Raw genomic sequence first — 13997 nt, forward strand, 5'->3', positions numbered from 1 at the left:
GTCAACGACTCGGCCACCGGCAGGCATGTGACGGTGAAAAGCATTCTCAACAAAAAGTTGCTACAAATCGACGCACGCATCTTCCCACCGGTCGCAGCAGTGTCTATGTTCACCTTTGGTCCCACTAGTGGGACGTTCCACCGGCCCGTACCCCCAGTTGGGCCGGTTCCCTCACACCGGAGGTACCACGTGCGCAAAGTCGCAGTGGGTCTGCTCGGGCTTTCGCTGACCGCGACGGGGCTGATGGCAGGCACGTCCGCCAGTGCCGCGCCGACGCCGAAGCTGCCGGCCGCCGCTCCGTCGGTGGCCGAGCCTGCGCAGGCTGAGCACGACCTGCCCAACCCGCTGGAGGAGAAGCGGCGCGCGCTGCGCCAGGAGGGCCTCAGCGAGGTCCTGTCCGGCAGGGCGAAGGCCCAGAAGATCAACGGCAGCAAGGTCGTCAAGGTCGGCGAGCAGGCTGTCGCCGGTCCCGCGGCGGGCAAGGCAGCCAAGAGCACCAAGGCAGGCAAGGGTCCGACCAAGGACCAGTACGTCGAACTCTCCCGCGAGCGGACCGACAAGATCTTCGTCATCCTCGCGGAGTTCGGCGACGAGCGGCACCCGAACTACCCGGACCAGGACACCGACCCGGACACCCCGGGCCCGACCCGGTTCGACGGTCCGCTCCGCAACCAGATCCCCCAGCCCAACCGTGCGGTGGACAACTCCACGGTGTGGCAGGCGGACTACAGCGCCGACCACTTCCGGCAGCTGTACTTCGGCACCAACCCGGGCGACGAGTCGCTGAAGCAGTACTACGAGGCCCAGTCCTCGGGTCGGTACAGCGTCGACGGCGAGGTCACCAACTGGGTGAAGGTGCAGTACAACGAGGCCCGCTACGGCCGCTCCGGCGGCTACCCGTGCGCCTCGAACGTCTGCACCAACACGTGGGCGCTGGTCCGCGACGCCGCCAACCAGTGGGTCGCCGACCAGAAGGCGCAGGGCCGCTCCGACGCGGAGATCGCCGCGGACGTCAAGGCGATGGACGAGTGGGACCGGTACGACTTCGACGGCGACGGCGACTTCAACGAGCCGGACGGCTACATCGACCACTTCCAGATCGTCCACGCCGGCGGTGACGAGGCCGACGGTGACCCGTACCAGGGTGAGGACGCCATCTGGAGCCACCGGTGGTACGCCTTCGCCAGCGACCAGGGCAACACCGGCCCGGAGAACTTCCCGGCCGGCGGCACCCAGATCGGCAACACCGGCGTCTGGATCGGTGACTACACGATCCAGCCGGAGAACGGTGGCCGGAGCGTCTTCTACCACGAGTACGGCCACGACCTCGGTCTGCCGGACGACTACAACGTCGTCAGTGGTGGGGACAACAACAACGAGCACTGGACCCTGATGGCCCAGAGCCGGCTCGGTGCCAAGAACGACGGTGGCATCGGCGAGCGCGGCGGCGACCTCGGCGCGTGGAACAAGCTCCAGCTCGGCTGGCTCGACTACGAGGTCATCGTGGCCGGTCAGAAGCGCACCCTGGAACTGGGCCCGCAGGAGTACAACTCCAAGAAGGCCCAGGGCGCCGTGGTGGTGCTGCCGCAGCGGGAGTACACGTTCCAGAACGGCAAGCCGTTCGAGGGCACGAAGCAGTTCTTCTCGGGCAACGACGACGACCTGAACAACACGATGACGCGCACTGTCGACCTCACCGGGAAGACCAGCGCCGCGCTGTCGATGAAGGGTCGCTACAGCATCGAGGCGGACTACGACTACCTCTTCTTCGAGGCGTCCACCGACGGTGGCCAGACCTGGGCCTCGCTGCCCGGTACGGCCAACGGCACCCCGCTGAAGGAGATCTCCCCCGGGCGCTACGCCCTGGACGGCTCCAGCAACAACGAGTGGGTCGACGTCAACATCCCGATGGACGCGGTCGCCGGCAAGGTCGTGCAGTTCCGGCTCCGCTACCAGACGGACGGCGGTGTCTCCGAGGGCGGCTTCTACGGTGACGCGGTCACCGTGACCGCCGACGGCCAGACGCTCCTCACCGACGGCGCCGAGGCCGGTGCGAACGGCTGGACCCTCAGCGGTTTCAGCATCGTCGAGGAGACCTACACCCGTAAGTTCGACAACTACTACATCGCCGGCAACCGGTCGTACGTCTCGTACGACAAGTACCTCAAGACCGGCCCGTACTTCTTCGGCTACGCGAACACCCGCCCGGACTACGTGGACCACTACGCGTACCAGGAGGGTCTGCTGATCTCCTACTGGAACCTCCGGTTCGCGGACAACGACACGTTCGCGCACCCGGGTGAAGGCCGGAACATGATCATCGACGCGCACCCGCGGCCGATCTACAACCTGACCGGGGCGCCCTGGCGGGCCCGCGTCCAGGTCTACGACGCGCCGTTCAGCCTGAAGAAGGCCGACTCGTTCACGCTGCACGTCAACAGCCAGCCGCAGTACATCCGCGGCCAGGCGGCGCAGCCGCTGTTCGACGACACCAAGCAGTACTGGTACCCGGAGCTGCCGAACCACGGCGTCAAGCTCCCGGCGACCGGCACCAAGATCAAGGTTCTGGAGCAGAACGGCACCTCGCTGAAGGTCCGCTTCTCCTGATCCACTGATCGACGCACCACGCGATGCCCGGGCGGTGAACCGCCCGGGCATCGCCCTTTCCGGGGAACCCGCCGGCCCTCACCCGCGTCCCATCCGGGTGACGCCCCGCACCATGCTGCCGGCCCTCTCGCGAACCGCTGCCGGCCGGCGCGGTCGCGGCCGAGACGGAGGATCCGTGTCCGACGACCACCAGCAGCCGGCCGTGAGCGGCGCGGGCGCACCCGCCGATCGTCCCGCGCCGCTGTCCGCCACCGACCTGCCGACGCTTCGGCGGCCTGCCGGCCCGCCGAAGAGGCCCACCGACAACCGGCCCACCGGCGTCGTCGCCGGCTGGATCACCCGGGGCGGGTCCGGGCCGTGCTACGGGCTGATGGACGAGAACGGCACGGAGTACGCGGTGTACGGCCCGAACGCCGGTGAGCTGCGCAAGGGCGATCTGGTCACGTTGCGGCTCACCGCGCGGGACCGCTCCGTCGACTGCGGACCCGGCATCCCGATGCGGATCATCGAAGAGTGACATGCGGTAGCGGCGCCCTCACGCGAACGCGGTACCCGGCTGCGCGGTTCCGGGTGACCGCCCGGAGAAATCCCTGATCCTCGTCACCTGCGGGGGCCGGTGGGTGACCGGCGGCCCTAGGCTGTGCCCCATGACCGACCAGCGCGGCGGACCCGTCGACGACTCCTGCGTCCTGCCCGAGGGGCCGTGGACGCACCGGTTCGTCGGCGCCAACGGCAGCCGGTTCCACGTCGTCGAGGCGGGCACCGGCCCGATGGTGCTCTTCCTGCACGGCTTCCCCGAACACTGGTACGCCTGGCACGAGATGCTGCCGGCGGTCGCCGACGCGGGCTTCCGCGCGGTCGCGGTCGACCTGCGCGGTTACGGCGCGAGCGACAAGCCACCCCGGGGGTACGACGGCTACACGCTCGCCGCCGACGTCGCCGGCCTGATCCGGGCACTCGGTGAGCGGTCGGCCACTGTCGTCGGCACCGGCGCGGGCGGGCTCATCGGCTGGACCGCCGCCTCCTTCCATCCGACGCTGGTCCGGCGGCTCGTGGTGCTCGGCGCGCCGCACCCGCTGCGGCTGCGGGCGGCCATCTTCGCCGACCCGCGCGGCCAGTTCGCCTCGGCCACCGCGACGCTGAAGTTCCAGCTCCCCCGCTACGAGCACGTCCTGGCCCGGGACGACGCCGCCGAGGTGGAGGAGATCCTGCGCCGGTGGGGCGGCCCGCGCTGGGTGTCCGGCCCCGACTTCGCCGACTACGCCCACTGCTGCCGGGTGGCGATGCAGATCCCGCAGGCCGCATTCTGCGCGATGGAGGGCTACCGCTGGGCGTTCCGCTCGGTGCTGCGGCTGCACGGCTACCGCTTCGTGAAGCTGATGCAGAAGCCGCTGGTCACGCCGACCCTGCAACTGCACGGCGCACTCGACCGCGCCTCGCTCCCCCGTACCGCCCAGGGCTCCGGCCGCTACGTCACCGCCCCGTACGAGTGGCGACTACTCGACGACGTGGGGCACTTCCCGCACGTGGAGGCGCGGGACGTGGTGCTCGGCGAGATCCTGCGCTGGGCGAAGTCCTGACTCAGACCCGCTGCTCGCCCAGGTCGGCCACCTCGGCCGCGGGCGCCCAGCCCTGGTAGACGCCGAAGTCGAACGCCTCCAGCCCCATCGCCTCGGCCACCGGCCAGCGCCCACCGGTGTACTCCAGCCGCAGCCAGCCCTCGTGCTCGGCCAGCACGATGAACGGCTGCCCCTGCCAGGTGCAGGTGGTCCGCACGTACGCCAGATCGTCGACCTCGGCGGCCGGCACCACCCGGACGTACCGGCCGGGGCGTACCTCGGTGAAGCCCTCGCCCGGTCCGGGCTGGTAGAGGCGGATGTCGTCCCCGTCAGGGCTGGCGTGGTACTCCCGTCCCCGCCAGCGGGCCACGTAGCCGTCCCGGGTCACGCCTCGCCCGCCTTCCGCCACAGCAGCTCGTCGGTGTCCAGGACCGCGACCAGCTTGCTGTCACCGTCCGCGCCGACCCGCCACAGCTCGGCACCGTGCGGGAGCCGGGCGCTGTCCACCTTGAACTCGGCGATCACATCGCTGCTCTCCCCCGGCGCGAAGCCGTTGCCGCGGAACGGGGGCCGCTCGATCACCCAGCCCTCCATCGCCCGCATCGCCGCCTCGTTCGGGCCGCCGTACGGGATCCGGTAGAGGCTCGGCCGGTAGGCGGGCCAGCGCAGCAGGTAGATCTCCTCGTCGTCGGGGGAGAACGGCGACCCCGGGTGGCCGAGGCCGAGAGCCCGGTACAGCTCCGCCGGGGTACGCAGGTGCCCCAGTTCCCCGGCCCGGTGCACGAATCCGGAGACCCGGTCGTAGCCACGCTCCAGGTAGTACGCGAGCTGGCTCGCCGCGATCGCCTTCTGCATGGCGACCGGCCGGTTCGCGGCGATCGTGGGCGCCTCCGTGCGCTGTCGTTCCGCCTGCTGCGGCGCAGCGGCCGGCTCCGGGTCGTCACCGAGGCCCACCTCGGCCGCCCAGTTGGCGAGCGCGAGGACCTGCTCCCCCGGGTACGTCGCGCCGACCGGGCTGCCCGGGTTGACCCGGAACGACCAGGCCACGTCCGGCCACCTGCGGATGAGCTGGACGAACTTGACCCGTACCGTCTCGACCTGACCCTCGGTGTGTTCGGCCAGGCGTTCCGGCGAGGTGTAGACCGAAACGCACCTCTCGCCGTCGACCTGATCGGCGTGCCAGACGAAGCCGGGGTCGCCCGGCCGGCTGCCGGCGACCGAGTCGGGCGCGACGGGCAGCAGCACCCGGGCCAGCAGCAGGGTGGTGAGGAAGCCGTCGGTGCTGCCGCTGCCCGCGGCGGCCAGCAGGTCCTCCTCGACGTCGTTCGCCGGTACGAATTCGGCGGGCCCGCTCGTGGTGGTCGATCCGTGGCCGGCCGGCGGACCGGTTGTCGTGGCGGGGGTCGCGGTGTCCGGTGCCGTCGACGCCGGCGCGGACAGCGCCACGGTCGGCTCGCCGGGCGCGAACAGCGACGCGGTGACCGGTTCGTCGCCGGTCGCCGGCGCGAAGAGGGACACGGTCGGCTGCTCCGCCGACACGGGGTTCGACAGCGAGACGGTCGGCTCAGCCGGTGCCGGGTCGAACAGCGGCGCGGTCGGCTCAGCCGGTACCGGATCGAACAGCGAGACCGTCGGCTCGGCCTCGGTAGGCCCGGAGAGCGGCGCGGTCGGCTCGGTCGACACCCGATCGAACAACGAGACAGTCGGCTCGGCCCCAACCGGACCGGACAGCGGCGCGGTCGACTCAGCCGATGCCCGGTCGGAGGCAGAAACCGCCGGCTCAGCCTCGACCGGGCCGGCCACTGGCGCGGGCGACTCGGTCGGTGCCGGATCGAACAACGAGACCGTCGGCTCGGCCGACGGCGACGGCGTGAACAGCGGCGCGGTGGCGTCCGCCGCGGGAGTCGGCGGCTCGAACAGCGACGTCGTGGGCTCGGATGACGACGCGAACGACACGGTCGGCTCGGCCTCACCCGGGCCGGCCGGCGGCGCGGTCGGCCCGGTCGGCACCCGGTCGAACAACGAGACCGTAGGCTCGGCCGACGCCGACGCCGACGGCGTCAACAGCGGCGCGGTGGCCTCGGCTGCCGGGGCCGGCGGCCCGAACAGCGACGTCGTGGGCTCGGATGACGACGCGAACGACACGGTCGGCTCGTCGGGCGGCGTACCCCGGTCCGTCGCGCCGGTGGCCCGGGTGTGGGCCGGCGTCGGCTCGGCGGAGTTCACCGTGTCGTCGGCGGCCGGCGGGTCCGCGGAGAGCGGCACGGTCGGGTCGGTGGTGCCGGCCCACGGCGTGGCCGCGCCCTCGGCCGGTTCCGCGCGCACCGGACCGGCCTGCTGCGCGGACCAGAGCGGCGCGGGCTCGGTCAGGTCGCGGGCCTCGATGACGGTGCCCTCGATGACGATGGGTGTGAAGTCGCGGCGTGATGCGGGCGGCGCGGAGACCGGTTCGGCGATCGACGTTGGCAGCTCCTCCACCGGCTCGTCGATCGTCTCCCACCGCGCGGTCTCGCCCTCGGCGTTGCCCGGCGCGGCCCCCCACCCGTCAGCCGTGGCCTGCCCGGCGGCGGTAGCGGATCCGGCGTCCGCCGCAGTGGCCGGTCCCGCGTGCCGCCGGGGCAGCGCCTCGGTGGCGTCCTCGGGCGGGCGGGTCGGCCGGAACGCCTGGGTCGCCTCCTCCGACCGGGGCACCGGCGACGGCTCGTCCGTCCGGGTCGGGAAGGCGTGGGTCGGGCCCTCGCGTACCGGCTCGTTCAGCGGCCGTCGGCGCGGGAACGGCTGCCCGCCGGCGAACCGGGTCGGCGGCATGGCCCGGTCGCCGGCCCGGCGCGACGGGTCCAGCGGCGACGGGCGCCGGGCCGAGCGGCCACCGGACGAGGGTTCGAAGAAGGAGCGGGACGGTGGCGGCGCGGAGGCCGCCGGCGCCTCGTCGGCAGGTGCCGCCGGGGCGGTGGCGAACGGGTCCGGCTCGTCCGGGCGGCGGCGCAGGTCGGTGAGCCAGCCGTCGAGGGCGTCCGTTTCCGCCTCGGCGCCGGAGGCGCTCCGGCTCGGGACGTCGCTGTCCGACGCCCGGCGGCGGGGCGGCACGGTGGGCAGCCGCCGGCCCAGGACCGAAGCGGCCCGCATCGGCACCGTCGGCGGCTCGTCGTTCTTCATCAGGCGCTCGTCCTTCATCAGCCGCTCGTCCCGGCCGGACGCGCCGGCGACCGGAGGCACGACCGGAGGCGGCACAGCGGGAGGCGGCACGACGGGAGGCGAGACAGCGGCCGGCGGCGGAACGACGGCAGTGGGCACCGATGCCGGCGCGACGGCAGCCGGCGGGACGGGAACGGCCGGCGGGCGGGGGGCCGCCTCGGGCACCGCGTTCCGGGCTCCCCGGGTGGCGTTCTCCACCCGCTCCAGCCGGGCGCGGGCGCCCATGGTGCGGCCGGGAAGCCGGACGTCTCCCCGGGAGAGCTGAGCCACGTACCAGGCGGGCAGGTAGCCCTCGATCGGCAGGCCGGGATTGACCGCCAACCACCACTCGGGGTTGGGCCAGCCGGCCGCCAGATCCGGGTAGGCGACGCGGCGGGTGGGCCCCGCGTTCTCCCCCAGGCTCGCGCGCAGCGCGGCGACGGAGGTGAAGGCCAGCACGTGGGTGCGGCCCCCGGAGGTCCAGGTGCCCCACCCGGCGGTCGGTCCGCTCGCGACCGGAAGCAAGAGATCGACGCGAGTCAGCGCCCGGAAGTACTGCTGCTGGTCCTGCGCGCGCAGCGCATCCCGCATCGCCACCTCGGCCTCGGTGGCCGGCTCCCATCCGGTCACGGCCACCTCTCCTTCCGCGAACAGGCCACAGGCATCGCCTACAACCTACAAGGTGGCAGCAAGATCAGGACTTCTGGCCATCGACGGTCGGCCCCAAGGTGAGCGAGCCGCTAACATCCCGTTCCGGAGCCGACACGTTACGGAGGTCGTCGATGTCTCGGCCAGTCGCGTACCCCGCCGTGGCCGCCCTGGCGACGCTCCTCGCCACAGCGGTTCCGGCCGCCCCCGCGGCGGCTCGCGCGCCCGCCGGCTGCGCCTCGCCGCCCGCGCCGGCCCGGCCGGTGGCCGACCAGCCGTGGCCGCAGCAGCGGTACGCCCCGGACCGGCTCACCCCGCTCGCGACGGGAGCCGGGATCGTGGTCGCGGTCGTCGACTCGGGAGTGGACCGGTCCCACCCGCAGCTGGCCGGCCGGGTTCTCGACGGCGCCGACTTCCTCGACCGGGGCGGGGACGGAACCCGGGACTGCGCCGGCCACGGCACCGGGGTGGCGAGCATCATCGCCGCCGCGCCGCAGCCCGGCGTCGCATTCCGCGGCGTCGCGCCGGACGCACGCATCCTGCCGGTACGGGTGAGCGAGCAGCAGGTGGTCGAGGGTCGGGAGTCGGGGCGTACGGTCGACGCCGCCGGGTTCGCCCGGGCCATCCGCTGGGCCGTGGACCACGACGCCGACGTGCTGAACCTCTCGGTCGTGCTGTACGCGGACGACCCGGCCGTACGAGCCGCCGTCGCCTACGCGGTGCGCCGGGACGTGGTCGTGGTGGCCGCCGCCGGGAACCTGCACGACAACGGTGATCCCCGGCCCTATCCGGCGGCGTACGACGGGGTGCTCGGCGTCGGCGCGATCGGGCGGGACGGGACGCGCTCGGCGTTCTCCCAGACCGGCTCGTACGTGGACGTGGTCGCCCCGGGTAGCGAGGTGCTGATGGCGGCGCCCCGGTCGGGACACCAGCGGGCGGAGGGGACCAGCTATGCCACTCCGTTCGTGGCGGGTACGGCGGCGTTGCTGCGCCAGTACCGGCCGCGGCTGAGCGCGGACGAGGTGGCCCGTCGGATCGTGGCTGCCGCCGACCCGGCGCCGGGTCGGGACGCGGGCTACGGCGCGGGGGTGCTCAACCCGTACCGGGCGGTGACCGAGTCGGCCGGCGCGACCGATTCCCGTACCCGGCCGGGCGCGGCGCTTCCCGCCGACCGGCCCGATCCGGCCGCGCTGGCCCGCCAGTCCCGCCGGGACACGGCCCGGGACCGGGCGCTCCTGGCCGCCGCCGTCGCGGGCGGGGCGGTGGCACTCGTGGCGGCGCTCGCCCTGGTGCTGCCGCGCGGTGCGCGCAGGCGATGGCGGGCGGCTGATCCGGCAGCTCCGAGATGACCGCCGGCCACGTGCGGCGCCGCGCGGCCCGGGTCACCTGCTCGGGCCGCGCGGCGTCGGTTCACTGGAACAGGTTGGCGTTGCGCTTCTCGGTGTCGAGGTAGTCGGTCGCGGAGTCCGCCACCGCGAGCTTGATGTCACGCAGCATCGCCTGGAGATCCTGGGAGGCGGCCCGCCACCGGGACTGCCGCACCTCGTACGCCTCGCGGGCCTCGCCGTTCCAGCTGGCCACCAGCGGAGCGGCGTCGCGTTCGAGCTGACCGAGCTGACTCTCCAGCGTGGACAGCGCACGTTGGATGTCGGCGCCCGCCTGTTGCAGGGCGGCGAAGTTGACGACCAGCACACCGTGCTCCATGGTTTCGATCCTTCCGGTTGTCAGAGCGGCAGCTGGATGCCGCGGTTGGTGCCCGCCACCCGGCCGGCGGCCTCGGTGTCGGAGACGTCGTACTGCCGGCCCGCGGTGCGGATCGCGGTGGCGGTCTCGCGCAGCGCCCGGTGAAGGGCGGCCTGGTCCTGCGCCCACTGCTGCTTGACCTGCGCGAACGAGCGCCCACCGGCGCCCCGCCAGGCCTGCTGCAACACCTCCAGCTCGGCCATCAGGCCGCTGAGCATGGTCTGGAGCGACTGGTCGACCTGCTCGAACTTCGCGGCGGTCTGCTGCATCACCGCGGCTTCTGCCTGGGTCTGGGACATCCCGGACGTCACCTCGTCTCCTCGGTCGTGGCTGGCCACCGTGTGACCACCGTGGACTCGTCGGCGGGGTCCGGGGCCGGTGGAGGGGGAAGCCTGGCGGCGGCGGACACGCAACTCGACGATTTCGTCGCTGACGGTAGCCGTCCGACTCCGGTTCTGCTACCCCTTCGGGCTCCCCTGTGGACAACTCGGCCATTACGATGAGCCACGGCAGCGTCACGCGGAGGCTCGGCGAGGAGGTGCGGTGACGGCGAGCACGTCCGAGCGGTCCGCGTGCGTCGCGGTCGTCGCCCCACAGTGGACGAGCTGTCCGACCGCGCGGCTGCGCGCCGGCCAGATCGTGGCGACCCAGGTCGCGGCGGCTGTGCTGATCGCGGCCGCCGGGCGGGGTGTCGTGCCGACTGCCGTCGCGCTGCTCTCGGCGGCCCTGCTGCTGCCCGCCGCGTGGGTGCGGGTGCGCGGCCGCTGGCTCCACGAATGGCTCGTCACCGCCGCCGCGTACCTGACCCGGCGGCGCGCCCTGCCGGCGGCGGCCGACCCGGCGGCGCTTCTGGAGCTGCTCCGGCCGGGCGCTGTGGTCGGCGCGACGGAGGCGTCCGGCGGGGCGGCCGTGCTGCACGACGCCGCCGGACTGACCGCGCTGCTGGAGCTGGGCGACCCGGACGACCTGCTCGGCGACCACGCGCACGAGCTGCCCACGCCGTTCGACCTGCTTCCCCCGACCGGTCCGGAGGCGCCCGCGATCCGGCTGCAACTGGTGTTCTCGTCATCCCCCGCACCGGCGCCCGCTGTGGCCGGCGGTCCGGCCGGGACGTCGTACCGCCAGCTCACCGACGGGCGGCTGGCCGGACGGGCGCGCGTGGTGCTGGCCGTCCAGGTGCTGCGCGCCGACGGCTGGCCGGACGAGGATCTGCTACGGGCACTGTCCGGCACCCTGCGCCGGCTCGTCCGCCGGCTCGGCCCGCTCACCGCACGGCCGCTCGGCGGCGACGCGGCGCTGCGGGTGATCGCCGAGCTGGCCCACCACGAGCCCGGCGCCCCGGTGCGGGAGACCTGGCCGCTGCTCACCGTCGGTGGCCTCACACAGGCCACCTGGCGGCTGGGCCGGTGGCCGGATCCGCGTGGCGAGGCGGCGCGAGGGCTGGTGGGCCGGCTGCTCGCGCTGCCGGCCACCGCTACCACCGTCGCGCTCACAGTCGGTCCGCGCACCGGCACGGCGCCGGTCCCAGGCGAGCTGGCGGTACGGGTGGCTGCCGGGAGCACGGCCGAGCTGTCGACGGCGGAACGCACGCTGCGCCGGGTCGCCGGTGACGCCGGCGGCGAGTTGCGCCGGCTCGACGGTGAGCACCTGGCCGGGTTGGCCGCCACGCTGCCGTTGGCGGTGAGCGCCGGGGCCGCGTTCCCGGCCGGGTCGCCTCCGCCCGCGCTGGACCTGCCCCCGGCCGCTGCCGGCCTGATGGTGGGCGCGAACCGGCACGGCGCCGCGCTCACGGTGCGCCTGTTCCGGCCGGCTACGACCCGGGTGCTGCTCGTCGGCGGCGTGCCCGCGGCGCAACTGCTCGTGCTGCGGGCGCTGGCGCTCGGCGCGCGCGTGGTGGTGCAGACCGGCCGCCCTCGGTTCTGGGAACCGTTCGTGCGGGGTGTCGGGACGGTCGGCGGCGGCGTACCGCTGCTTCCGCCCGGTCGTCCGGTCGGTGGCGCGCCCGGTTCGCCGCTGCACCCGCTGCTGGTCGTGGTGGACGCCGGCCCGGTGCCGCCGGAGGCCGGACCGGCGTCCGCCTGGCAGTCGGTCCTGGTGGTCCGCGACGAGCTGACCCCGGCCGACACGCCCGCGCTGGCCCGCGCCGACCTGGCGATCCTCCAGCCGCTCGACCCGGACGAGGCCGCCCTCGCGGGCGCGGCGCTGGGCCTGGGCGGCTCCGCGGAGTGGCTGACGCGGATCCGCGACGACATGGTGGCGGTGGTCAACCGACGGGCCCTGCGCTGGGCGCTGCTCTCGCCCACACCTGTCGAGTCGCAACTGGTCGGTCGCCCGGCCCGGCACTGACGGCCGCGCGCCGCCGCGCGACTTCCCCTGGTGGTACGGCCGTGGCACGATCCCGGCCATGGATTTCCTGAAGGGTCTTTTGATTCGCGTGGGTTCGACGGCGGTGGCGTTCTGGCTCGCCACCCTGCTCATCCCGGGCATCTCGCTCGACTCCGACTCGGCCACCGAGACGGTGATCACGCTGGTGCTCGTCGCGGTCATCTTCGGCGTGGTGAACGCGGTGCTCCAGCCGATCATCAAGACCGTGGGGTGCGGCTTCTACCTGCTGACCCTCGGCCTGATCGCGCTCGTGGTGAACGGCCTGCTCTTCCTGCTCACCAGCTGGATCGCCGGTGAGGCCGGACTGCCCTTCCACGTGGACGGGTTCTGGCCGGAGGCGGTGCTGGGCGCGCTCTTCGTCGGCATCGTCACCTGGATCCTCGGCGCCGTTCTCGACCGCGACTGACACCGGGCCCCGGCCGGCCACCGTGGCGGCCGGCCGGGGCCGCCAGGCCAGCAGTAGGGAATTGGCTGGCGAGAGGGCCGGGCGGTGGTACTAGCCTCGGCCGCGTGTTCACCCTGACCCGCGCGGACGGCTACGAGATCAGCACCGACCCGGACCGGATCGACCTGGACCTGGTGCACGTCTGGCTCGCCACCGACGCGTACTGGGCGCTGGGGCGGGAGCGGGAGACGGTGGCGCGCGCCTTCGCCGGCTCGATCGGCTTCGGCGTCTACCGGCCGGGTGACGGGCGGCAGGTGGCGGTCGCGCGGGTGGTCACCGACGGAACCACGTTCGCCTGGCTCTGCGACGTGTACGTGGACCCGGCCGAGCGGGGTCGCGGGCTGGGCACCTGGCTGGCCGGCGCGGTCCGCGACCACCTGGGCGAGCTGGGCGTACGCCGGATCCTGCTGGCCACGCTCGACGCCCACGGGGTCTACGCGAAGATCGGCTTCCGGCCGGTCGCGCCGGGTCGGTGGATGGAGCTGGATCAGCGGGTGACGCCGGTCACCGATAAGGACCAGGGGAGCGATCCACCACTTACGGTGGAGCGGTGAACCAGCTCCGGCTCGGCTACCTGTACGGCGTCGGCGCGTACCTGATCTGGGGTTTCTTCCCGATCTACCTGAAGCTGCTGCGCCCGGCCGGGCCGGTGGAGATCCTCGCGCACCGGATCCTCTGGTCGGTGGCGTTCGTGGCGTTGCTGCTGGCCGCCACGCGGCACGCCGGCTTCCTGCGCAAGCTGGCCCGGCGACCCCGGGCGCTCGCCGGCATCGGGCTCGCCGCCGCGCTGATCGCTGTCAACTGGGGCACGTACATCTACGGCGTCAACTCCGACCGGGTGGTGGAGACGGCGCTCGGCTACTTCATCAACCCGCTGGTGTCGGTGCTGTTCGGCGTGCTGATGCTGCGGGAACGGCTGCGCCGGGCACAGTGGGCGGCACTCGGCGTCGGCGCGCTCGCGGTCGCGGTGCTCACCGTCGACTACGGCCGCCTGCCCTGGCTGGCGCTCACGCTGGCGTTCAGCTTCGCCGGGTACGGCCTGGTCAAGAAGCAGCTCGCGCTGCCCGCCACGGAGGGGCTGTTCGTCGAGTCGGCAGTGCTGGCGCTGCCCGCGCTGGCGTACCTGGGGTGGCTGTCGGCGCGCGGCGACTCGACGTTCGGGCACGTCTCGGCCGGGCACACCGCGCTGCTGGTGCTCGCCGGCGCCGCCACCGCGATCCCGCTGCTGCTGTTCGCCGGGGCGGCCAACCGGCTGCCGCTGTCCACTGTCGGCATGCTGCAGTACCTCGCGCCGATCCTCCAGCTCGGCTGCGGCGTGCTGATCTTCCACGAGCCGATGCCGCCGGCCCGGCTGGCCGGCTTCGCCCTGGTCTGGCTCGCCCTGGTCGTCTTCACCGCCGACGCCCTGCGCCACTCCCACCGCGCCCGCGTAGCCG

12 protein-coding genes are annotated in these 13997 nt (G+C 73.5%); 8 read left to right on the forward strand and 4 right to left on the reverse strand.

The annotated features are described in order from the left end of the window. The first annotated feature begins 204 nt into the window (after nucleotides 1-204). From F8279_RS10290 to F8279_RS10300, 3 genes are all read left to right on the forward strand, one after another. On the forward strand, nucleotides 205-2607 hold the full coding sequence (locus F8279_RS10290) for an immune inhibitor A domain-containing protein (protein WP_091414568.1): 2403 nt from the start codon (nucleotides 205-207) through the stop codon (nucleotides 2605-2607). Between the two features lie 175 nt (nucleotides 2608-2782). Beyond that, nucleotides 2783-3124: a hypothetical protein gene (locus F8279_RS10295; protein WP_091414566.1), complete on the forward strand. Its 342-nt coding sequence runs from the start codon at nucleotides 2783-2785 to the stop codon at nucleotides 3122-3124. A gap of 130 nt (nucleotides 3125-3254) precedes the next feature. After that, nucleotides 3255-4187, forward strand: a complete 933-nt coding sequence (locus F8279_RS10300; RefSeq protein ID WP_091414564.1) for an alpha/beta fold hydrolase — start codon at nucleotides 3255-3257, stop codon at nucleotides 4185-4187. Nucleotide 4188: 1 nt separating this feature from the next. Here F8279_RS10300 and F8279_RS10305 read toward each other — a convergent pair whose 3' ends face one another. Further along, nucleotides 4189-4554 carry a hypothetical protein gene (locus F8279_RS10305; protein ID WP_091414562.1) on the reverse strand — a complete coding sequence of 122 codons (366 nt, stop codon included), beginning with the start codon at nucleotides 4552-4554 and terminating at the stop codon, nucleotides 4189-4191. Then, nucleotides 4551-7970: an SseB family protein gene (locus tag F8279_RS10310; protein ID WP_151499794.1), complete on the reverse strand. Its 3420-nt coding sequence runs from the start codon at nucleotides 7968-7970 to the stop codon at nucleotides 4551-4553. The genes F8279_RS10305 and F8279_RS10310 overlap by 4 nt, the downstream gene beginning before the upstream one ends. Nucleotides 7971-8122: 152 nt before the next feature. On the opposite strand from F8279_RS10310, the gene mycP reads away from it, so the two are divergent. Beyond that, nucleotides 8123-9337: a type VII secretion-associated serine protease mycosin gene (gene mycP, locus F8279_RS10315; protein WP_151499795.1), complete on the forward strand. Its 1215-nt coding sequence runs from the start codon at nucleotides 8123-8125 to the stop codon at nucleotides 9335-9337. 61 nt (nucleotides 9338-9398) lie between these two features. On the opposite strand, the gene F8279_RS10320 is transcribed toward mycP, so the two are convergent. Beyond that, the gene (locus tag F8279_RS10320; RefSeq protein WP_120572062.1) at nucleotides 9399-9692 is read right to left on the reverse strand and encodes a WXG100 family type VII secretion target; all 294 of its coding nucleotides are present in this window, start codon (nucleotides 9690-9692) and stop codon (nucleotides 9399-9401) included. A 20-nt stretch (nucleotides 9693-9712) separates the two neighbouring features. Beyond that, a complete protein-coding gene (locus F8279_RS10325; RefSeq protein ID WP_091414556.1) occupies nucleotides 9713-10030 on the reverse strand; it encodes a WXG100 family type VII secretion target in 318 nt (105 codons plus the stop codon). Between the two features lie 244 nt (nucleotides 10031-10274). Between F8279_RS10325 and eccE the strand changes: the two genes are divergently transcribed. The 4 genes from eccE to rarD form a co-directional block, all read left to right on the forward strand. Then, entirely contained in the window at nucleotides 10275-12077 is a 1803-nt protein-coding gene (gene eccE, locus F8279_RS10330) for a type VII secretion protein EccE (protein ID WP_151499796.1), read from the forward strand. Nucleotides 12078-12135: 58 nt separating this feature from the next. Beyond that, complete coding sequence (locus F8279_RS10335) at nucleotides 12136-12522, forward strand: phage holin family protein (RefSeq protein ID WP_013283623.1); 387 nt, start codon at nucleotides 12136-12138, stop codon at nucleotides 12520-12522. Between the two features lie 104 nt (nucleotides 12523-12626). After that, on the forward strand, nucleotides 12627-13115 hold the full coding sequence (locus F8279_RS10340; RefSeq protein WP_151499797.1) for a GNAT family N-acetyltransferase: 489 nt from the start codon (nucleotides 12627-12629) through the stop codon (nucleotides 13113-13115). Further along, nucleotides 13112-13997: EamA family transporter RarD (rarD, locus tag F8279_RS10345; protein WP_151499798.1), on the forward strand; the 886-nt coding region annotated here is incomplete at its 3' end. The genes F8279_RS10340 and rarD, both read left to right, overlap by 4 nt.

Origin of the sequence: Micromonospora sp. AMSO1212t (assembly GCF_008868145.1) — a bacterium.
In the GTDB taxonomy this organism is placed as follows: Bacteria; Actinomycetota; Actinomycetes; order Mycobacteriales; family Micromonosporaceae; genus Micromonospora; species Micromonospora tulbaghiae.

Coding starts and splice junctions, on each gene's coding strand:
- F8279_RS10325 (WP_091414556.1), bottom strand. CDS start 10,030: ATGTCCCAGACCCAGGCAGAAGCCGCGGTGATGCAGCAGACCGCCGCG.
- F8279_RS10300 (WP_091414564.1), top strand. CDS start 3,255: ATGACCGACCAGCGCGGCGGACCCGTCGACGACTCCTGCGTCCTGCCC.
- F8279_RS10320 (WP_120572062.1), bottom strand. CDS start 9,692: ATGGAGCACGGTGTGCTGGTCGTCAACTTCGCCGCCCTGCAACAGGCG.
- F8279_RS10335 (WP_013283623.1), top strand. CDS start 12,136: ATGGATTTCCTGAAGGGTCTTTTGATTCGCGTGGGTTCGACGGCGGTG.
- mycP (WP_151499795.1), top strand. CDS start 8,123: ATGTCTCGGCCAGTCGCGTACCCCGCCGTGGCCGCCCTGGCGACGCTC.